This window comes from Caulobacter sp. UNC279MFTsu5.1 (assembly GCF_900114015.1).
Classification (GTDB): Bacteria; Pseudomonadota; Alphaproteobacteria; order Caulobacterales; family Caulobacteraceae; genus Caulobacter.
Genome location: NZ_FORN01000051.1, coordinates 1 through 19408 on the forward strand (window position 1 = coordinate 1; position 19408 = coordinate 19408).

General features: G+C 69.4%; 17 protein-coding genes. 10 read left to right on the forward strand and 7 right to left on the reverse strand.

The annotated features are described in order from the left end of the window. Both BM066_RS21905 and BM066_RS21910 read right to left on the reverse strand, forming a co-directional pair. The coding region (locus BM066_RS21905) for a FecR family protein (RefSeq protein ID WP_089930284.1) at positions 1 to 672 on the reverse strand (672 nt) is incomplete at its 3' end. Positions 673 to 772: 100 nt separating this feature from the next. Then, positions 773 to 1306, reverse strand: coding sequence for an RNA polymerase sigma factor (locus BM066_RS21910; RefSeq protein WP_255367683.1), 534 nt, complete (start codon positions 1304 to 1306; stop codon positions 773 to 775). Positions 1307 to 1477: 171 nt separating this feature from the next. Between BM066_RS21910 and BM066_RS21915 the strand changes: the two genes are divergently transcribed. From BM066_RS21915 to BM066_RS21945, 7 genes are all read left to right on the forward strand, one after another. Continuing rightward, the gene (locus tag BM066_RS21915; protein WP_255367686.1) at positions 1478 to 2191 is read left to right on the forward strand and encodes a thermostable hemolysin; all 714 of its coding nucleotides are present in this window, start codon (positions 1478 to 1480) and stop codon (positions 2189 to 2191) included. Continuing rightward, the gene (locus tag BM066_RS21920; RefSeq protein WP_089930313.1) at positions 2188 to 3639 is read left to right on the forward strand and encodes an AMP-binding protein; all 1452 of its coding nucleotides are present in this window, start codon (positions 2188 to 2190) and stop codon (positions 3637 to 3639) included. The genes BM066_RS21915 and BM066_RS21920 overlap by 4 nt, the downstream gene beginning before the upstream one ends. 12 nt (positions 3640 to 3651) lie before the next feature. Continuing rightward, positions 3652 to 4314 (forward strand): TenA family transcriptional regulator, encoded by a 663-nt coding sequence (locus tag BM066_RS21925; RefSeq protein WP_089930286.1) that lies wholly within the window; start codon positions 3652 to 3654, stop codon positions 4312 to 4314. Continuing rightward, positions 4307 to 5059: an SDR family NAD(P)-dependent oxidoreductase gene (locus BM066_RS21930; protein ID WP_089930287.1), complete on the forward strand. Its 753-nt coding sequence runs from the start codon at positions 4307 to 4309 to the stop codon at positions 5057 to 5059. Before BM066_RS21925 ends, BM066_RS21930 begins: the two co-directional genes overlap by 8 nt. A gap of 19 nt (positions 5060 to 5078) precedes the next feature. Then, positions 5079 to 5738 carry a tetratricopeptide repeat protein gene (locus BM066_RS21935; protein WP_089930288.1) on the forward strand — a complete coding sequence of 220 codons (660 nt, stop codon included), beginning with the start codon at positions 5079 to 5081 and terminating at the stop codon, positions 5736 to 5738. Positions 5739 to 7302: 1564 nt separating this feature from the next. Beyond that, on the forward strand, positions 7303 to 10389 hold the full coding sequence (locus BM066_RS21940; protein WP_089930289.1) for a TonB-dependent receptor: 3087 nt from the start codon (positions 7303 to 7305) through the stop codon (positions 10387 to 10389). A gap of 392 nt (positions 10390 to 10781) precedes the next feature. Beyond that, positions 10782 to 11876 carry a fatty acid desaturase family protein gene (locus BM066_RS21945; protein WP_089930290.1) on the forward strand — a complete coding sequence of 365 codons (1095 nt, stop codon included), beginning with the start codon at positions 10782 to 10784 and terminating at the stop codon, positions 11874 to 11876. Here BM066_RS21945 and BM066_RS21950 read toward each other — a convergent pair. Further along, a complete protein-coding gene (locus BM066_RS21950) occupies positions 11835 to 12605 on the reverse strand; it encodes a DoxX family membrane protein (protein ID WP_089930291.1) in 771 nt (256 codons plus the stop codon). The genes BM066_RS21945 and BM066_RS21950 overlap by 42 nt on opposite strands. A gap of 115 nt (positions 12606 to 12720) precedes the next feature. Between BM066_RS21950 and BM066_RS21955 the strand changes: the two genes are divergently transcribed. Then, complete coding sequence (locus BM066_RS21955) at positions 12721 to 13533, forward strand: helix-turn-helix transcriptional regulator (protein WP_177218525.1); 813 nt, start codon at positions 12721 to 12723, stop codon at positions 13531 to 13533. A 196-nt stretch (positions 13534 to 13729) separates the two neighbouring features. Here the strand turns inward: BM066_RS21955 and BM066_RS21960 are convergent, their stop codons facing one another. From BM066_RS21960 to bioF, 3 genes are read right to left on the reverse strand one after another with little or no spacing between them, the layout of a single operon-like run. Further along, positions 13730 to 14638, reverse strand: coding sequence for a Gfo/Idh/MocA family protein (locus BM066_RS21960; RefSeq protein WP_089930293.1), 909 nt, complete (start codon positions 14636 to 14638; stop codon positions 13730 to 13732). Continuing rightward, positions 14635 to 15309 carry a dethiobiotin synthase gene (gene bioD / locus BM066_RS21965; RefSeq protein ID WP_089930294.1) on the reverse strand — a complete coding sequence of 225 codons (675 nt, stop codon included), beginning with the start codon at positions 15307 to 15309 and terminating at the stop codon, positions 14635 to 14637. The genes BM066_RS21960 and bioD overlap by 4 nt, the downstream gene beginning before the upstream one ends. Then, the gene (bioF, locus tag BM066_RS21970; protein ID WP_089930295.1) at positions 15309 to 16463 is read right to left on the reverse strand and encodes an 8-amino-7-oxononanoate synthase; all 1155 of its coding nucleotides are present in this window, start codon (positions 16461 to 16463) and stop codon (positions 15309 to 15311) included. Before bioF ends, bioD begins: the two co-directional genes overlap by 1 nt. 87 nt (positions 16464 to 16550) lie before the next feature. On the opposite strand from bioF, the gene BM066_RS21975 reads away from it, so the two are divergent. Next, entirely contained in the window at positions 16551 to 17843 is a 1293-nt protein-coding gene (locus tag BM066_RS21975) for an adenosylmethionine--8-amino-7-oxononanoate transaminase (RefSeq protein WP_089930296.1), read from the forward strand. 13 nt (positions 17844 to 17856) lie between these two features. Beyond that, positions 17857 to 18753, forward strand: coding sequence for a DMT family transporter (locus tag BM066_RS21980; RefSeq protein ID WP_089930297.1), 897 nt, complete (start codon positions 17857 to 17859; stop codon positions 18751 to 18753). A gap of 95 nt (positions 18754 to 18848) precedes the next feature. Here the strand turns inward: BM066_RS21980 and BM066_RS21985 are convergent, their stop codons facing one another. Further along, positions 18849 to 19358 carry a superoxide dismutase[Cu-Zn] gene (locus BM066_RS21985; RefSeq protein WP_089930314.1) on the reverse strand — a complete coding sequence of 170 codons (510 nt, stop codon included), beginning with the start codon at positions 19356 to 19358 and terminating at the stop codon, positions 18849 to 18851. Positions 19359 to 19408 lie beyond the last annotated feature (50 nt).

Genomic DNA, 19408 nt, shown 5'->3' on the forward strand with positions numbered 1-19408 from the left:
CACGAGGCGGGCCACCGGCGTCGGGCCCAGGGCGGGCTGGCGCACCTCGACGACGCCGCGACGGACGGTCACCCGCACGGTCTTGTCATAGTGGCGGATGTTGAACTCGGCGCCCACGACGCGGACCTGCTGGTCGCCCACCGAGATCAGGAAGGGGCGGTTCGGATCCTTGGCGACGTCGAAGGTCGCCTGGGCGTCGTCCATCTGAATGCGCCGCGCGCGCCAACCCAGCTGGACCTCCAGGATCGAGGCCGCGTCCATTCGGATGTGCGTGCCATCGGCCAGCGCGACCTCACGGGTCTCGCCGAGGCGCGTCTGGTAGACCGTCGGCGTCCCGCGATAGCCGCGCCAGACCATCGGGCCGACGACGATCGCGATCGCGGCGGCGGCCGCAGCGGCGGACCAGACGGGCAGGGCGCGGCGGCGCAGCGGGACGACCCGCGAGGCGGCCGGCTTCACGGCCGGAGCGATCTCGGATGCGCGCTCGGTGAGTTCGGCGGCGAGACTTTCAACCTCTTCGAAGGCGGCCAGATGGTCGTCGGAGGCTTCCAGCCAGGCGGTCAGGGCGGCCCAGTCGTCGGCCGAGGCCTGGTCCGACTGCACCCGGACCAGCCACGCGACGGCCTCGTCGCGCAGGGCGTCAATCGCCTTCATGCCGTCCGCGCCGCTCATCGGTGCCTACCGTTCCCTGAGGTCCAGACCTCGTTGCTCGCCCCAATGACGCCATAAACGTCAAGGCGCCTCCAAACTTTCTTGAGACTGTTTCCGAACCTCATCGACCCACCTTGGCGAGGATGCGCTTGAGGCTGGTCATGATGTACTTCTCGACGCTGGACCGCGACACGCCCATGGCCGCCGCCGTCTCCGCGTGATTGAGGCCTTCCAGCTTGTGCAGCCGGAACGCTTCCTGGACGGCCGGCGGCAGGTCGTTCACGACCGCCACGATCTGGGCCAGACGCTGGCGGGCGGCCAAAGCGTCGTCGGCGCGGGGCTCGTCGGCCGTCTCCCAGTCCGTGGCGCTGGGACCGCTCGCGCCACGCCACTGGGCGTCGCGCTGGCCCGCGCGACGCTGGGTCTTGATCCGATCCAGCATCAGGTTCGAGCCGAGCCGGTAGAGATAGGCGGCGGGATTGTCGATCGGCGCGACCGGCGGCGGGGTGATCTTCAGATAGATGTCCTGCACCAAGTCCTGGGCGGCTTCCTCGGATCGCAGCCGCACGCGGAAATACCGCACCAGCTCGTCCCGCCGTTCGAGATAGCAGGCGAGTAGAGGATGGACGTCGCTGTCGTCCAAGGACTCGATCAAGCTCCGGCCGGCGTGGCGCGCCGCTGGGAATCCGGCGACCCGCGCAGTCTTTCCGATGCCGTCTCCGGGCGCAATCGCAATCCCTTTGAGGAGGTTTCGAGGTCACGTCGTCTTGGCTGATCGAAGGGCGCCCCGACGCTCGCCAGGACCTGGAGATCGGCCTTGCTGGAAGTGATGATGCTGGACGACGGCGCCATGCGCGGCAGCCTGCGGTTCGACGAGGCGCGCATGCGGCGCTTCACCGGGCTGGCGCCCAAGGTGATCTCGATCCATCACCTGATGCGCCCGGAGCGCCTGAGGGTGGAGGCCTATCTCGAGGCCGCCTACGCCTCGGCGTTCAAGGGCGTGATCCGTCGGCACTATCCGACGCTGATGAGCGTGCAGGACGGCGAGGGCCGCATCCATGCCGCCGTCGGCTTCCGGTTCGCGGCGGAGGAGCCGCTGTTCTTGGAGCAATATCTCGACGAACCGGTCGAGGCGGCGATCGCCCGCAAGCTGGGCGAGCCGGTGGGACGCGGCGGCGTGGCGGAGATCGGCAATCTGGGCTCCGGCAGCGTCGGCGCCTCGATGTTCCTGTTCCTGGCCCTGGCGCGGCATCTGGATCAGAACGGCTGCACCCACGCCGTGGCCACGGCCACGCGACAGCTGCGCCGGAGTTTCGGCCGGGTCGGTTTCGAGACCCAGGTCCTGACCCGCGCCGAGCCGTCCCGCCTGGGCGAAGCGGCCACCGAGTGGGGCGCCTATTACGAGCGCGATCCGGAAGTGCTGGCCGGCGCGATCGGCCCGGCCTTGCGGCCCTTGAGCCAGATGCTGATGGTCGAGCCCGTCCAGGTCGAGAACATCCGCTCCCGTCTTCACCGGGCTTGCCCGGGGGCCGGCCGATGAGCCGGGTCCTGCGGGTGATCGACGCCCACGCCGCCGCCTCGCCCGAGGCGATCGCGCTGAGCACCCCGTCGGCGACCTGGACCTACGCCCAGCTGGGCGAGGCGGTGAGCCGGACGGCGACGGCGCTGTTCGCCTTCGCGCCGCTGGTCCGTCCCGGGTCGCCTGTGGCCGTGCGCTTGCCCAACGGACCGGCCTGGGTGATCCTGGACCTGGCGCTGATCCGCCTGGGCTGGCCCAGCCTGCCGCTGCCCGGCTTCTTCACCCCCATCCAGCGCGATCATGCGCTTGCCGACGCCGGCGCGACCCTAATGATCGAGTTCGCGGAGGGGGAGGGGCAGATCGTCGTGGCGGGCGCGCCCCTCGCCGTGACGCCTTGCCTGACTCCTTCGGTTCCGTTGCCGGCGAGCACGGCCAAGATCACCTACACCTCGGGCTCGACGGGCCAGCCCAAGGGCGTTTGCCTGTCGCAGGCCCAGATGGAGGCGGTGGCCGGATCCCTGGTCGAGGCGATCGGCGCCGACTATGCCGGCCGACACCTGCCGCTGCTGCCCCTGTCGATCCTGCTGGAGAACGTGGCGGGCCTGTACACCACCCTGATCGCCGGCGGGCGCTATCACGTGCTGCCTTCGGCGGCGCTGGGCCTGGACAATCCCTTCAGGCCAGACCTGGCCGCCCTGGCCGGCGCCATCGCGGCAGAAGAGGCGACCAGCCTGATCGTCGTGCCCGAACTGCTGCGGGCCCTGCTGATGGTGATGACCTTTACCGGCGCGCGCTTCCCCGCGCTGAACCTGGTGGCGGTGGGCGGGGCCAAGGTCTCGTCGCAGCTGCTGAGCCAGGCCGACGCCCTGGGCCTGCCGGTCTACGAAGGCTACGGCCTGAGCGAATGCGCCTCGGTCGTGGCGCTCAACACCCCGGCCGCCCGCAAGGCCGGCGCCGTGGGGCGGCCCCTGTCGCACCTGACCGTCGAGATCGCCCCCGACGGCGAGATCGTCGTCGGGCCTCATCCGTTCCTCGGCTACGCCGGCGGCGAACCGAACACGGGCGTGGTCCATACCGGCGACCTGGGCGCGTTCGACGCCGACGGCTTCCTGCGCATCGAGGGCCGCCGCGGCAACACCATCATCACCGCCTTCGGCCGCAACGTCGCGCCCGAATGGGTCGAGAGCGAGCTGCTGGCGCAGCCCGAAATCCGTCAGGCGGTAGTGTTCGGCGAGGCCCAGACCGCGCTCGGCGCGCTGATCGTGCCGCTGCTGCCCGACATGGACGAGGCGGCGATCGCCCAGGCGGTGGCCCGGGCCAACCAGGCCTTGCCCGACTACGCCCAGGTCAAGCGCTGGCGGGTCCGTGCGCCGTTCGACCTGGCCGCCGGCGAACTCACCAACAACGGCCGCCCGCGTCGGGCGGTCCTGCTGTCGCGTCACCGCGACTTCATCGAAGCCTCGCAATAGGAGCCCGACTTGATGTTCTTCCAGAGACTGGTCGCCGAAACCGTCGAGGGCCAGCAGACCCTGGCCGGCGTGCCGCAGATCCAAGACGGCCTGGCCGGCCGCATTTCCCGCGAAACCTACGTCGCTTACCTCACGGAGGCCTATCACCACGTCAAGCACACGGTGCCGCTGATGCAGGCCGCGCGGGCGCGCCTCGACGACGCCCACGACCGGTTCCGCCACGCGCTGGACGAATACATCGCCGAGGAGACCGGCCACGAGCACTGGATCCTCAACGACATCCGCCACTGCGGGGGCGATCCCGAGGCGGTGCGCCTGGGCGAGCCGCGCGAGGCCACCCAGCGCATGGTCGCCTTCGCCTACGACTACATCGCCAAGGTCAATCCGATGGGCTTCTTCGGCATGGTCTTCGTGCTGGAGGGGACCAGCGTGCGCCTGGCCACCCAGGGCGCCGAGGCGGTGGCCAGGAACCTGAACCTGGGTCCGGAATGCTTCAGCTACCTGACCTCGCACGGCTCGCTGGACATGGAGCATCTGGTCTTCTTCCAGAAGCTAATGGACGAGGTGACCGATCCCGATGATCAGGCCGCGATCATCGAGGTCGCCAAGGCGATCTTCGACCGCTTCGCCGACGTCTTCCGCTCAATCCCGCATGATCGGGTGGCCTATGTTTAGAGACAAAAACGTTCTGCTGACCGGCGGCGCCGGCGGCCTGGGCTCGCTGATCTCGGCGCAACTGATGGAGGAGGGGGCGAGGGTCGTCGTGCTGGACCGCGCCCAACCCGCCAATGGCGCGGCTTTCCTCAAGCACGACATCTCGACCCCCGAGGGGATCGAGGCCGCCGCCGCCGCTGTCGCGCGGCGTCATTGGGATATCGTGATCAACCTGGCGGGAATTCAACACTTCGGCCCCTTCGAGCGTCAGACGCCCGAGCACCTGATGGCCAGCTACATGGTCAATCTGATCGCGCCGGTGCGGCTGACCCAGGCCGTCCTGCCCAGGATGAAGGCGGCGGGCGGCGGCCAGATCGTCAATGTCGGTTCGATCTTCGGCTCGATCAACTTCGCCCACTTCGTCACCTACTCCAGCGCCAAGGCCGGACTTCGCGGCTTCAGCCAGGCGTTGCGGCGTGAGCTGTCGGGCACGGGCGTCGACGTGACCTATGTCGCGCCGCGTGCCGTGAAGACGGCCTTGAACTCGCCGGCGGTGATGGAGTTCGCCAAGCTCACCCAAATGAACATGGATCCGCCTGAATTGATCGCCGCACGGATCGTCGAGGCTGTCCGAGGTCGCAAGCGCGACGTCTATTTCGGCTTTCCTGAAAGCCTGTTCGTCCGGATCAACGCCATCTTCCCGCGCCTCGTCGACGGCGCTCTTTCAGCCAACGACCGCAAGGCCGCGCGGCTGTTCACCCGCTGATTATCTGGAGCCTTTGATCATGAAACTTTCCATGCTGGCCGTGGTCGCGGCCGTTTGTCTCACCGGCGGGCCCGCCCTGGCCGCCGACCCGGCCTTCGACGCCCGCATTGACGGGCTGGCGCGCAGTTGGGCGCACGTGAACTACGAGGTTCACGACAAGTCGAGCCAGGCGGCCGAGGCGGCCAAGCTGGCGGCCGAAGCCGACGCTCTGGCCAAGCAGTATCCCAACCGCGCCGAACCGCTAGTCTGGGAGGCGATCTCCACGGCCACCGAGGCCGGCGCCAAGGGCGGCATGGGCGGTCTGGCCCTGGCCAAGAGCGCGCGCGGCATGCTGGAACGGGCTGAGAAAATTAATCCCGCAGCTCTCGGCGACGGCTCGGTCTATACCAGCCTGGGATCGCTCTACGCCCAGGTGCCGGGCTTCCCGATCGGGTTCGGCGATGCGGGCAAGGCGCGAGCCTACCTGACCAAGGCCGTGGCCGCCAATCCGAACGGCGTGGATTCCAACTTCTTCTACGGCGACTTCCTGATGCGTCAGGGCGACTACGCTGGGGCCGAGATCGCGCTTCTGCGCGCCGTCAACGCGCCCGTCCGCATAGGCCGCGAGGTGGCCGATCGCGGGCGCAAGGCGCAGGCCGCCGCGCTCCTGGCGACCGCGCATCAAAAGGCCCACGACTAGCTGACCTTTCGCGCATCTGAATTAAGGCTGGCAGCGACAGGTGGCCCAATGTCCGGTTGTTGCCGCGGTCCTTGAGTCCGCTTCTGACGCTCAAGCGCCGAAGGCCGAGCAGCGCGCGGCTCTGTTACCGGCCTCGGTCGGCACGATATGGCTAGGTGTTGCCGCCTGCGCGACCAGTAGTCCCGGACGGGCCAAGCGCGCAGCGCGGGGACCTTTTGGGCTCTCCGCAGCCGAAGGCGCGCCGGCTAAGTAAGTAGGTGGTGCCGCTGCCTTCAGGTGAGACGCAAGTACTGGGCCGTAGAGACCGCCCAGGACCGTCGCTGCGAATAGCGTGAGCGCACAGGATCAACTGCGGGGTGCAGAGCTGCCGCTTGTGTGGCCTCTGCGGGCGGAGCCTCTTCATACCCAATCGCAATCCGGCTAAGGCCGAGCTTAGCTGTCATTTGATAATGCGCTCCTTGACGCCACACCGAACGGTCGAACGCTGGTTTAGGGGACTCAAATGGACGAGGACCGCTGGAAGCTGGAGCGTGACGAGAGGCTCAAGCGACTTGGACTTCGATCCGGTCCTGATGAGCGCCCGCAGTGCATCCATTGCCACCGGCCGTTCGAACAGCACCGATCTGCGGGTGGCGAATACGGTCTCTGCGAGGACTGCCTCTTCGATGACTGATGGGGAACGCGGCCGGCGAAGTGACCCCCGGCCGACGTCGCGCTGTTCGTCGTGTGCCGGAGCTGAAGGGTCCGCTTCCTGGAGCGGTTTCCGAGTCTGCTTCTAGCGCAGCCCGGCTGGAGACCGGACGCCCTGACGGACCGAGTGAGGGTGATAAGCCGTCGCCGGGGCGCTCTCGCGCCTCCGACCCGGCATCGACGCCGCGCCCGGCGACCTGGCCGCCCTGGTGGCGACGGCCGCCTGACCGGGGGAATGAGGGCTCATGACGCGGCGGCCGTCTGGTGCGATGTCGATCCTCAGCACGACGATCGTCATCGGCGGGCGAGTTCGGCGAAGTTCAGGAACCCGTGAACGCCAAACTGGGTGGTCCGAGCGTGTGGACCGCTTGTCCTGGCCATGGGCGTGGCGGTTTGGGAGTGGCTGGCCAGGAGGCCGCCGCCAAGGCCACGGTAAAAAGGGCTTAAGCGCACGATTGACCTCTCAGGCTGCTGACTCCGCCAGAATACTCTGACTAGGCGCGATCTGTCGTTCGGACCCCCACGGCGCATCCGGGTTGGAACTTCATGTTCACGCTAACCTGGGCGGTGCGGGGTAATTGGCCTGGACTGTGAACGGCGATTTTGTGAATGGCTCGAGTCTGTTTCGTCGGCCGCGCGCGCCAAAGAGGCGGGGATCGGTCGATGTCTTCCAGAAAATCCATTGAAAACATAAGTTTGAGTTTGTCACACAAATGGTCCGGCCAATGCTGATCTTGGTCAGGCCAAAGCTGTTCCAGGATATTGACGCGCGAGCGGTTTTAAGCGAGGCTTTGGTAGCGCTAACAGAGCCGTCGGCGCCAAAAAAGCGAGAAGGGCTCGTCGTTCGGCGGGCCCCATTAGAGGGGAATTATCAATGCAACGGGTACGTATGGGTGCGCGTCTACGTCGCGCCGCGCTGCTGGGCGCCACGATGCTGTCCGGGTTGATCGCCGCCGAGGCGCATGCGCAAACCACGCCCCCGGCCGGCGCCGACGCGCCCAACGCGGACGCGGTCACCGAGATCGTTGTCACCGGCTATCGCCGCAGCCTGGCGCAATCGACCGTCGCCAAGCGTGACGCGACCGCTTTCGCCGATTCGATCTTCGCCGAAGACATCGGCAAGTTTCCCGACTCCAACATCGCCGAGTCGTTCAACCGCATCCCCGGCATCACCATAACCCGCGACATCACCGGCGAGGGCACGAACGTCGCCATCCGGGGCCTGGGCTCGAACTTCACCAACGTCACGTTGAACGGCGCCTCGATCGCGGTCGCCTCGTCGGGCGCCACCGACGCGCAGGGCACCGATCGCTCGGTCGACCTCAGCTTCTTCCCGACCGACCTGTTCACCAAGCTGACGGTCAACAAGAGCTATTCGGCCAGCCTGCTGGAAGGCGGCGCGGCCGGTAACATCGACATGCGCTCGGCCCGGCCGTTCGATCGGCCCGGGCAGCACCTGACCATGAACGTCCAGGGGGTGAAGCCGGACGGCGCCGACTGGGGCGGCAAGGGCTCGCTGATCGCCAGCAAGACCTGGGACAATTTCGGCGTCCTGTTCGGGATGTCCGGCCAGCGGCTCAAGACCGATACGCGCGGCTACGAGACGATCGGCTTCACCAACCCGAACCTGTCGGCGGCCCAGTGCGGCGCGGCGACGGGCTGCAACCCGACGGGCGGCGGCAACTGGACGATCCCGGGCACGGTGCCGGTCGGCGCCGGCGGCGGGCTGGTGGCCGGTCAGACCATCGACCAGGCCTTCCTGCTGGCTCACAATCCCGGCGCCTCGATCCAGCAGATCGACAACGGCCTGCTGCCGCGCCTGGGCCGCCCCTCGGCGGAGTACGGTCGCCGCGACCGGTTCAACGCCGTGACCAGCCTGGAATGGAAGCCGAACGACAACCTGAACTTCTACGTCGACGGCATGTACGGCTACAAGAAGAACGACCTGCTGCGTGAGGACATGGCCTGGATCGTGCGCAACGGCGCGATCATTCCGACCAACACCAAGTACGACAAGACCGACTGCTCCACCGGCTGCACGGTCACCCAGGGCACCTACGCCAACTCGCAGTTTTTCCTGGAATTCCGTCCCTATCTCGAAAAGACCGAGCTTTGGGGGATCAATCCGGGCGGCGAATGGCGCATCACCGACAACCTGAAGGTCGAGGCCCAGGCCAACTACACCAAGAGCACCTTCCACCGCGAAAGCCCGACCTTCGGCCCGGTGACCGCGCTGGGCGCCGGCACGACCGTCGACTACACCTACAACCCGAACGGCATTCCGACGATCAAGAGCAGCATCGACCTGAACAACCCGGCCAATTTCGTCTGGACCGGCGGCCGGTTGAACATGCAGGACGAGAAGCGCTGGTATGAGACCAAGGGCGCTCGCGCCGTCGTCACCTGGGGCGACGAGAAGTTGAACCTGAAGTTCGGCGGCAATTACGACGACATTTCGCGCACCATCCGCGGCTACGACAATACCCAGCCGTGGCAGAACGCGACTTGCGGCAACAACCCGAGCATCAACCTGCCGTCGCCCAACGGCCAGCCGCCCTGCCAGGGCCTGAACCAGCCGGGCGCCGCGCCCGCGGGCTATCCGACCTACCCGGGCTACGGCGCCGGCTACACGGCCGGCCAGACCGGGACGCTCACCTACGCCGGCTCGCTGATCCCGACCGCCAACCTGGCCAGCTACCTGAAGCCCGGCCCGGCCGGCTTCGTCACGGTCGACTGGGACAAGGTCAAGAAGGCCACCAACTACGACGCCCTGCACGCCGCCACGCCCGAGACGGGCGGCTCCAACACCGGCGCCAGCGGCGGCTACATCAACGAAAAGAACAGCGCGGCCTATACCGAGCTGAACGGCGTCACCCAGGTGCTGGACAGCGACCTGCGCTTTAATGTCGGCGTTCGCTACATCCACACCAAGCAGACGATCGGCGGCCGCGTCTCGGTCGCGGACCCGCGCAACAGCCCGGCCGGCGGCGCCCTGCCGGACGGCTCGCGCTATCCGAACATCGTGAACTTCGTCTACACCGAGAACACCTATTCCAAGTGGTTGCCGGCCGCCAACATCGCCTACGACGTAGGCGAGCACGCCGTCGCCCGCGCGGCGGTGTCGGAGACCATGACCCGTCCGGATCCGGCCGCCCAGCTGCCTGGCGTCAGCTTCGGCGCGCCGTCGGCCGACCAGGCCACCATCGGCAACTCGGCCCTGAAGCCGTACTTCTCGAAGAACATCGACCTGGGCTTCGAGTTCTACACCGGCCAGGAAGGCGTGATCGCGGTCAACGCGTTCCGCAAATCGCTGACCGGCTTCACGACCAACAACGTCGTGACCCAGCCGTTCTCGTACCTGGCCCAGTACGGCATCACCTACGACACTCTGAATGACACCCAGAAGACGGCGATCAATTCGCGCGGCGGCCCGACCGCGGCGCAGGTCCAGATCCAGTCGCAGATCAACGTGCCCAACAAGCTGACGATCAACGGCCTGGAATTCCAGTGGGTCCAGCCGCTCGACTTCCTGACCAGCCGGTTCGGCGTCGAGGGCCTGGGCGTCAACGCCAACGCCACCATCGTCGACCAGACCAGCAATGGTCCGGCCACCGCGTTCGGCGTGGCCAAGTACACCTACAACCTGACGGGCTATTACGAGCACAACGGCGTCAGCCTGCGTCTGAGCCACGTCTATCGGAAGGGCTCGCAGTCCAGCGGCGCCAACCAGAACGGCGTCACCGCGGCGGCGCTGTTCTCCGACGACTACAAGCAGACCGACTTCTCCTCGAGCTTCGACCTGCAGAAGATCTTCGGCCTGGGCAACGTGCCGCAGCTGACCTTCAACGTGACCAACATCACCAACGAAAAGCTGCGCTCGCACTTCCAGTACGACAACGCGACGTTCACCTACTACAAGCCCGGCCGCCAGTTCCTGGTCGGCATGCGGGCGACCTTCTAGGGCCGCAGGCGGACGGCGTTGGCGCCGTCCGCCTGTTTCCATGATCGACGCGGCGTCGGCTTCCTTTCGGCTGTAGCCGAAGATGGCGTGCTGTCCGGGCGGCGCGCGCGAGCGGAAGGGCTCGCACCGCGATCGAACGGAACCAAAACAGCGAGCTGTTGTCATTTTCTCTTGGCGAAGGCGAAAGACCTTCGTCCGATCAGGGGCTTGTCCGCCGTTGCGGCCCGATGGGCGTGCATAACCGTTCCAGGGCCAGGTTTCCTGGACCTGCGACAAAGGCCGGCGTTTCGACGCCGGCCATTTTGCGCTAGAGGCTCTGAGCGATTTTCGTCCGTTCACCCGTCATGCGGATTGAATTTCGAGGGTCGCGGCGCCAAGTCGGGGCGCTGTAGATGCGTGGGCGCGAGGACGAGGTGGGATCATCCCCGAAAGCAGAGGCCGGCCTGGTCCGCCAGGCGCATGGCCTGACGGCGGACCTGACGACGCCCAGCCGCGCGATCTACTGGCTGGACCTGATCCTGACGGTCGCGGCGGCCTGGGGCGGCCTGGCCCTGGCGGCCACGACCGACAGCCTGGCCATCGGCCTGGTCGCGGGCCTGGTCGGCCTGCTGGCCCTCTATCGCGGCCTCAGCTTCATCCACGAGATCAGCCACCTGCGGCCCAAGGACGTGCCCGGCTTCCGGCTGGGCTGGAACCTGCTGATCGGCGTCCCGCTGATGACGCCGTCGATGATGTACGAGGGCGTGCACAACCTGCACCACGCCAAGGACCGCTTCGGCACCGCCCGCGACCCCGAATACCTGCCGCTGGGCCGCTATTCGCCGTTCAGGCTGGGCCTGTTCGCGGCGATCTCGCTGCTGGCCCCGCTGGGCGTGATCCTGCGCTCGGGGATCCTGGTCCCGCTGTCCTTCGTGGTCCCGGCCGTGCGCCGGTTCGTCAGGACCAGGCTGTCGGCCCTGGTGATCAATCCCGACTTCGTGCGCGAGGACAACGACCGGACCCGGCCCGACTGGCTGGCCCAGGAGGTGGGCTGCTGGCTGTGGTGCTGGGGCGTCATGGCCCTGACGGTCGCCGGAATCGCGCCCATCCGCATGGTGCTGACCTGGTTCGCGCTGTTCTCGCTGGCCACCTTCGTCAACCAGCTGCGCACCCTGGTCGCCCATTACTGGGAGAATGACGGCGAGCGGATGAGCTTCGAGGACCAGTTCCTGGACTCGGTCAACGTGCCGCCGCCGGCCCTGCTGCCGTTCCTGTGGGCGCCGGTCGGCCTGCGCTACCACGCCCTGCACCACCTGCTGCCGCGCCTGCCGTACCACAACCTGGGCAAGGCCCACGCGCGGCTGTCGGCTCAGCTGGCGGCGACCTCGCCCTATCACCGGGTCGAGGAGAAGGGCCTGTTCGCGGCGCTGGGCAAGCTGTTCCGCCGCGCGGGCGCGACGCCCGCCCTAGCCGTCGAACCCAACCCGGTCGAACGCCAGAGCGCCTGAGGGCTCGGGCGGTCTCGGCAGCGACTGGCGCAGCGCCCAGGCCGCGCCGGTCAGCGACAGGGCGACCGCCGTCATCGTCCATTCCAGATGGCTGCCTGGCGCCGCCATCACGCGCGGGATGTGCAGCAGCACCACGAAACTGGCCATCATCGCCGCCAGCAGGGTCGCCGCCGGCCGGGAGGCCACGCCGAACAGGATCGCCAGCCCCGCCGCCAGGTGACCAACGCCGGTCGCATAGGCCCAGAACAGCGGGTAGGGGATCCAGCCGGGCACCATCTTGGCGGTGAAGTCGGCATAGGCGAAATGGCTCAAGCCGAACACCAGCGGGCAGACGCCGTAGACCAGCCGCGCGGCCAGCCTCAGCCGGTCGTTCGGCGGCTGGGCGGACAGGGCCATCAGCGCCAGGCCTCCGGCCGACAGCGATAGGGGCTCGGCCACGCCCAGCCACGTGGCGATGCGGGCGGGCGCGGCGGCGGTCTCGGGGCCATGCAGCGCGGCCCAGCCCAGATAGACCAGGGCCAACGCCGCCGAGGCGGGACGGGCGGTGCGCGGCCACAGGACGCCCAGGCCCAGGACCAGCATGATCGCGGCGCTGAGCAGCGCCAGGGCGTGACGCCCGGGCAGGCCTGTGGGCACGGGCTGCCATTGCAGCGCGAAGTCGCCGAAGACCAGGCCGATGATTCCCAGCGCTGTCGCGCCAAGGCCGTAGACGACGCCGTTGCGGTTCATGAACTCTCCCGTTCAGAGACGGCGAGCTTGGCGCGCCGTCCGCCGCCTGACTTGGGGTTTGTTGCGCGGAGGCCTCGAGACAGGTTCTATGGTCGTCACCCTGACGGAGGCGCCCATGTTCCGCGTCGAGACCCACGGCCCCGCCTTGCCCGCCCGCTCGCCGCTGTATGGCGCCGGCGAGGCGCGCTGCGCCACCGACGCCCAAGCCCCGATCGAGAAGTGCTATGCGGGTCCCTGCATCGGCGTGGTGGTGGCCGGGACCTTCGACTATGCGGGCCGCCACGGCAGGGCTCGCGCCACGCCCGGGGCGATCCTGCTGGGCAACGCCGGCGAGGCCTTCGACTGCCGCCACCTGGACGCCGGCGGCAACCGCCGGGCGGTGATCGCCCTGCAGCCGGGCCTGCTGGCCGAGGTCGCCGACAACTGCGGGCTGGACGACGCCGACTTCGCGGTCTCGGCCCTGGCCCCGTCGCGCGAGACCGCGCCGCTCTACGGGGCCGTGCGACGGGCGGCGGGCGGGCTGCGCCTGGACGAGGAGGACGTGATCGACCTGGCGGCCCGCGCCCTGACCCTGGGACGCCGTCCGCGGCGGCCCCCGCCGACCGCGGGCGAGCGCCGGCGCATCCGCGAGGTGGTCCGCCACCTTGACGTCGCCTATGCCGAACCTTGCGGGCTAGAGACCCTGGCCGCCATGGGCCAGGTCAGCCGCTTCCACTTCATCCGCCTGTTCCGGGCGGTGACCGGCGAGAGCCCGCGCCAGTACCTGATCGGCGCGCGCCTGCGGGCCGCCGCCGACCGCCTGACCGACACCGCCGAGCCGGTGACCCGCATCGCCCTGGACATCGGCTTCAACGACATCTCGCACTTCAACGCCACGTTCCGCCGGGCGTTCGGGCTGTCGCCGACGGCGTGGCGGAAGACGGCGTAGGAAGCAAAAACTGGGATTCCGGATCCCCACTATCCGCTCATCCCGGCGAATGCCGGGACCCAGATCCCATAGCTGGGCGGCTGATTGGAAAAGCTCCGAGCCTTTGGCGTCAGCCACACCGCCATTCCATCTGGGTCCCGGCATTCGCCGGGATGAGCGGATCAAAAGATATCGCTTCGGCCGGGAGAGAGACGCCTCAACCCGCTAACGCCCCCACCACCGTCTCGCACAGCCGGTGCGTCTCCAGCGCGTCCAGCGCCGAGAGCCGGCGGCCGTCGCGGATGGCGGCCAGGAAATGCTCGCACAGCCCTTCGAACCCGCGCTGGCGGCCGACCGGGATCCAGTCGCCGCGCCGCGTGAGATGGTCCTGGGCCGACTGGTCGACGACCTGGGCCATGTCGACGATCCGCCGCTTGGCGCCGGCGCCGGAGACCTCCAGCGTCTCCTCGTTCGACCCGCTGACCCGGTTCATGATCCCCAGGGCGTCGCGGCCGGCGCCTGACAGCGACAGCGCCACATGCTGCAACAGGCCATCCGCGACCCGGCCGTGCACCCGCGCCTCGCCTGCGCCCGGCGCCATGAACCGCAGGGTGTCGACCACGTGGATGAAGTCGTCGAACACCACGCGGCGGGTCTCGTCGGCCTGGTCGGCGCGATTCTTCTGCATGACCACCAGCGGCAGGTCGAGGGCGGCGGCGTCCCGGTAGATCGGGGCGAAGCGGCGGTTGAAGCCGACCATCAGCGAGACGCCGCGCGTCTCGGCCAGGTCGACCAGGGCCTCGCTGGCCGCGGCGTTGTCGGCCAGCGGCTTGTCGACCAGGGTCGGCACGCCGGTCTCCAGCAGGCGGCGGACGATGTCGGGATGGGCCGCCGTGGCCGCATGGACCAGGGCGCCGTCCAGGCCCTCGGCCAGGGCCGTGTCGAGCTCGTCGTGCAGCCGTTCGACCCGCCAGGCCGCGCCCAGCTCGGCCAAGGTCCGGGCGCTGCGGGTGACGAAGCTGAGCGCGATGTCGGCGCGCGGGCCCAGCACGGGCAGGTAGGCCTTCCGGGCGATGTCGCCCAGGCCGATCATGGCGATGCGGAGAGGGGCGGTGCGCAGGGTCATGGCGTCCCCAGGTGAACGAGCAGGTGGTCGGCGAGGGCGGCGGCGTCCCAGGCTTCGGCGCGGGGCGCGAGGAACAGCGGCGCGCCGTCCAGGAACGGCGTCAGGGCCTGGGCGGTCTGGGCCAGGTCGGGGGCGTCGAGGCTCTCGCTGATCACCACCGCCGCCACCTCGGCCTTGGCCGCGCGCAGGGCGACCAGGGCGGTCAGGACGTGGCTGATCGTGCCCAGATAGGATCCCGCCACCAGCAGCACCGGCGCGCCCAGGGCGGCGATCATGTCGAGATTGGTCTCGCCGTCGGTCAGGGGCGACATCACCCCGCCGGCCCCCTCGACCAGCAACAGGCCGTCGCGGAGCTCGGCGGCGCGGGCCACGGCGTCGATGACCATGTCGTCCAACGCCAGGACCTGGCCCTCCAGCCGGGCGGCGATGTTGGGCGCCAGCGGGGCGCGATAGCGGCGCGGGGCGATGCGGAACACGGCGCCGGGATCGCCCAGGGCGGCGGCCAGCCGGGCCGGGTCGCTGACGGCCGCGTCCCTGGGATCGAAGCCGCTGACCACCGGCTTGAAGGCGTCGACGACCGCGCCCCGGGCCTTCAGGGCGCGGATCAGGGCGCAGCCGACATGGGTTTTGCCGATGTCGGTGCCCGTGCCGGTGATGAACAGGGCCGGCATCAGGCGCGGGCCTTCACATAGGGCTTCACCAACTGCGCCAGGCGGGCGATCTCGGCGTCGGGGTGGTCGGCGCTGAAGGCGATGCGCAGGCGGGCCGCGCCGGCCGCCACGGTGGGCGGGCGGATGGCGACCACCAGGAAACCCTTGGCCTCCAGAGCGCGCGAGGCGTCCAGGGCGTCCTGGGCCTCGCCGATGATCACCGGCACGATCGGGCTGGTCGCGGCCGGCAGGCCGACGGCCTTGGTGAAGGCCCGGGCCTTGGCCAGCGGCAGGGCGGTCAGGGCGGGATCGGCCTCGATGAGGTCGAGCGCGGCCAGGGCCGCCGCGGCGGCGGCCGGCGGCAGGCCCGTGGTGTAGACCAGGGTGCGGGCCCGGGTCTTCAGCAGGTCGACCACGGCTTGCGAGCCGCAGACATAGCCGCCGTACGAGCCCAGGGCCTTGGACAGGGTGCCCATCTGGAATGGGATCTGGGCCTCAGGGAACAGGGCCGCCGAGCCGCGGCCCTCGGCCAGCACGCCCACGCCATGCGCATCGTCCGACAGCAGCCAGGCGTCGTTGGCCTCGCAGACCGCCGACAGCCAGTCCAGCGGGGCGATGTCGCCGTCCATCGAGAACACCCCGTCGGTGGCGACGACGGCGTGGCGGGCGCCGGCCCGATGCTCGGCCAGCAGGGCGGCCAGGTGGTCGGTGTCGTTGTGGGCGAACGGGATGATCCGGGCGCCCGACAGCTGGGCCCCGGCCCAGATGCAGGCATGGGCCAGCTCGTCGACCAGCACGAGGTCGCCCTTGCCGGCGAAGGTGGGGATCAGGCCGGTGTTGGCCAGATAGCCCGAGCCGAACACCGCGCAGGCCTCGGTTCCCTTCAGTCGCGCCAGCCGGGCCTCCAGTTCGGACAGCAGCGGATGGTCGCCGGTCACCAGCCGCGAGGCGCCGGACCCCGCGCCATAGGTCTCGATCGCGGCCTGGGCGGCGGCCTTGACCGCCGGATGCTGCGACAGGCCCAGATAGTCGTTGCAGGAGAACGACAGCAGCCTGCGGCCGTCGCGCTCGACCACGGCGCCGGCGGCGCGCCGGGTGGGCTTGAGCCGACGCAGCAGGCTGGCGGCCTCCAGGCGCTGGATCTTGTCGGCGGCGTAGGTGTCGAGACTGTGCATCGCGGTTCCTGTTTGCCCCCCACGGCGGGAGGGCATAGGCAGTGCGCCCCAAATACGCAATTGGGCTAGGCAACGAAGGATCGCCCGATGACCGCCGAAAGTCCGGACTGGCTCACCGCCGGCGCGCCCCACGTCTGGCGGCCCTATTGCCAGATGAAGACCGCCCGGCCGCCGCTGCCGGTCGTCGCGACGCGCGGCTCGCGGCTGATTCTCGACGACGGGCGCGAGCTGGTCGACGGCCTGGCCTCGTGGTGGACCGCCTGCCACGGCTACAACCACCCGCACATCGCCGCCGCCGTCCGCGACCAGCTGGAGCGCATGCCGCACGTGATGTTCGGCGGGCTGGCGCACGAGCCGGCCTATCGTCTGGCCAAGCGCATGGCCGACCTGCTGCCCGGCGACCTGAGCCATGTCTTCTTCGCCGAGTCCGGCTCCGTGTCCGTCGAGATCGCCATGAAGATGGCGCTGCAGTTCCACATCAATCGCGGCGACCGGGGGCGGACCAAGTTCCTGTCGTTCCGGGGCGGCTATCACGGCGACACCCTGGCGACGATGACCGTCTGCGACCCGGAGGAGGGCATGCACAGCCTGTTCTCCGGCGTGATGCCGTCGCAGGTGATCGCCGACCTGCCGGTGGATGAGGCCTCGGAAGCCGCCCTGGACGCCCTGTTGGCGGAGCGGGGCGGGGAGATCGCCGCCATCCTGACCGAGCCGCTGGTCCAGGGCGCGGGCGGCATGCTGTTCCATGGGCCCGGCGTGCTGCGGACCCTGCGCCGCCTGGCCGACAAGCACGGCGTGCTGCTGATCTTCGACGAGATCTTCACCGGCTTCGGCCGTACGGGCGAACTGTTCGCCATGCAGGCGGCGGGCGTCGAGCCCGACATCGTCACGCTCTCGAAGGCCCTGACCGGCGGGACCCTGCCGCTGTCGGCCGCCGTGGCCTCGACCCGGGTGTTCGAGGCGTTCTGGTCCGACGACGCCGGCGCGGCCCTGATGCACGGCCCGACCTATATGGGCAACGCGCTGGCCTGCGCCGCCGCCAACGCCTCCTTGGACCTGTTCGAGGACGGCGCCTGGCGGGTCGACGTGGCGCGGGTCTCGGCGGCGCTGGCGCAGGGCCTGGAGCCGGTGCGCGGCGCGCCGGGCGTGGTCGATGTGCGGGTGCTGGGCGCGATCGGGGTGGTGGCGTTCGACGCGCCGGTGGCCGTCGGCGCCCTGTGCGACGCGTTCGCGGCCGAGGGGGCGTGGATCCGGCCGATGGGCAGGACCGTCTACCTGACCCCGGCCTTCACGACGCCGGACGCCGACCTTGAGGTCCTGACGGCGGCTGTTCGCAAGGTTGTGGGCGCCGGCGGGGTTGAAGGAACAGGCGGGGTCTGATCCAAGCGAGGCCATGTCGTCCAGCACGCCCCTGACGGCGCTCGAGCGCCTGGCCATCGCGGCCATCATCCTGACCTGGGGCCTGAACAACGCCGCGGCCAAGGTGGCGACCGCGCAGCTGCCGCCGATGATGGTCGGGGCGCTGCGCTTCGCCCTGGCCCTGGCCTTCCTGCTGCCGTTCCTCAAGACCCCGTTCCCGTGGTCCAGGCGGCTGCTGGCCATCTGCCTGCTGTCGGGGCCGATCCACTTCGGGATCATCTACATCGCCTTCGGCCTGGCCAAGTCGCTGAGCCCGCTGGTGGTGGCCACCCAGCTGTGGATCCCGTTCACCGCCCTGTTCGCCTGGAAGATGCTGGGCGAGACCATGAAGCCCCTGGCCGTCGCCGGCCTGGTCACGGCCTTCGTCGGGGTGGCCTGGATGAGCCTGGACCCGCACGGGGCGGCCGACCTGCCGGCCATCGTGCTGGGCGTGGTCGCCAGCGCCTGCTGGGCCGTGGCCACGGTGCTGGTGCGCCAGACGCCGGGCGCCCGGCCGCTGCAGGTCCAGGCCCTGACCGCCGCCGTCGCCGCGCCAGCGCTGCTGGGCCTGTCGTTCGGCTTCGAGGACAATGTCGTGGAACGGGTGCGGACGGCCGCCCCGATCGCCTGGGCCTGCGTGGCCTTCGCCGGCGTGGTCTCGACCATCGGGGCCAGCGCCCTGCTGTTCTGGCTGGTCCAGCGGCGCGAGGCGGGCCGGGTGACGCCGTATTTCCTGCTCACGCCCCTGGTGTCGTGCACGATCGGCGTGGCGTTCATGGGCGACGCCCTGTCGCCGCAGCTGGTGATCGGCGCGGCCGCGACCCTGGCCGGCGTGGCGTTGGTGGCCCTGACCGGGAAGAAGGCCGCGCCGCCCGAGGGCGAGGCGACCTAGGTTATCTCAAAATCCGCTCATCCCGGCGTTCGCCGGGATGAGCGGTTGAAAATGAGACTCTCCGGTCCCAAACCAGATGCGCTATCGGACTGCGCCTACTTCACTACCCCGCACGCCACCCGCGCCCCGGCCCCGCCGATCGGCTGGGTCTTGTAGTCGTCGGGGCTGGCGTGGATCACGATCGACGAGCCGTCGGCGTCGAGCAGGGCGGGGCGGCCGCCCGCGCCGTTCAGCGACACCAGCGGCGAGAACAGCTCGGCCGTCGCCGAGCCGTCGGCGGCCGCGAACAGGTTGGGCAGGTCGCCGTTGTCGTTGCCGTCCGGGTTCAGCAGGCCGTGGACCACGGCGGTCGTGGTGTGGACGTGGGCGCCGGCCGACTTGAAGTCGGGCGCGCCGCAATCGCCCTTCTCGTGGAAGTGCAGGCCGTGCCAGCCCGGCGTCAGGCCCTTGGCCTCGATGCGCAGCAGCACGCCGTGCGGCGCCTCGATCAAGGTGGCGGTTCCCAGGGTCTTGCCGTCGGCGCCTTTCAGCTGGGCGGTGGCGGCGTGGGCCGCCGGCGCGGCGGCGATCAGGCCAAAGGACAGGGCGAGGGCGGTCAAACGCATCTGAAACTCCCGGAAATCCAAGGGTTGGGCCTGCGAAGGTGGCGTCTTGG

Excerpts from the sequence above, each read along its gene's own strand:
- BM066_RS21940 (WP_089930289.1), top strand. The coding sequence starts at position 7,303 with ATGCAACGGGTACGTATGGGTGCGCGTCTACGTCGCGCCGCGCTGCTG.
- bioD (WP_089930294.1), bottom strand. The coding sequence starts at position 15,309 with ATGCCGGCCCTGTTCATCACCGGCACGGGCACCGACATCGGCAAAACC.
- BM066_RS21950 (WP_089930291.1), bottom strand. The coding sequence starts at position 12,605 with ATGAACCGCAACGGCGTCGTCTACGGCCTTGGCGCGACAGCGCTGGGA.
- BM066_RS21960 (WP_089930293.1), bottom strand. The coding sequence starts at position 14,638 with ATGACCCTGCGCACCGCCCCTCTCCGCATCGCCATGATCGGCCTGGGC.
- BM066_RS21920 (WP_089930313.1), top strand. The coding sequence starts at position 2,188 with ATGAGCCGGGTCCTGCGGGTGATCGACGCCCACGCCGCCGCCTCGCCC.
- BM066_RS21985 (WP_089930314.1), bottom strand. The coding sequence starts at position 19,358 with ATGCGTTTGACCGCCCTCGCCCTGTCCTTTGGCCTGATCGCCGCCGCG.
- bioF (WP_089930295.1), bottom strand. The coding sequence starts at position 16,463 with ATGCACAGTCTCGACACCTACGCCGCCGACAAGATCCAGCGCCTGGAG.
- BM066_RS21955 (WP_177218525.1), top strand. The coding sequence starts at position 12,721 with ATGTTCCGCGTCGAGACCCACGGCCCCGCCTTGCCCGCCCGCTCGCCG.
- BM066_RS21975 (WP_089930296.1), top strand. The coding sequence starts at position 16,551 with ATGACCGCCGAAAGTCCGGACTGGCTCACCGCCGGCGCGCCCCACGTC.
- BM066_RS21935 (WP_089930288.1), top strand. The coding sequence starts at position 5,079 with ATGAAACTTTCCATGCTGGCCGTGGTCGCGGCCGTTTGTCTCACCGGC.
- BM066_RS21925 (WP_089930286.1), top strand. The coding sequence starts at position 3,652 with ATGTTCTTCCAGAGACTGGTCGCCGAAACCGTCGAGGGCCAGCAGACC.
- BM066_RS21980 (WP_089930297.1), top strand. The coding sequence starts at position 17,857 with ATGTCGTCCAGCACGCCCCTGACGGCGCTCGAGCGCCTGGCCATCGCG.
- BM066_RS21945 (WP_089930290.1), top strand. The coding sequence starts at position 10,782 with ATGCGTGGGCGCGAGGACGAGGTGGGATCATCCCCGAAAGCAGAGGCC.
- BM066_RS21930 (WP_089930287.1), top strand. The coding sequence starts at position 4,307 with ATGTTTAGAGACAAAAACGTTCTGCTGACCGGCGGCGCCGGCGGCCTG.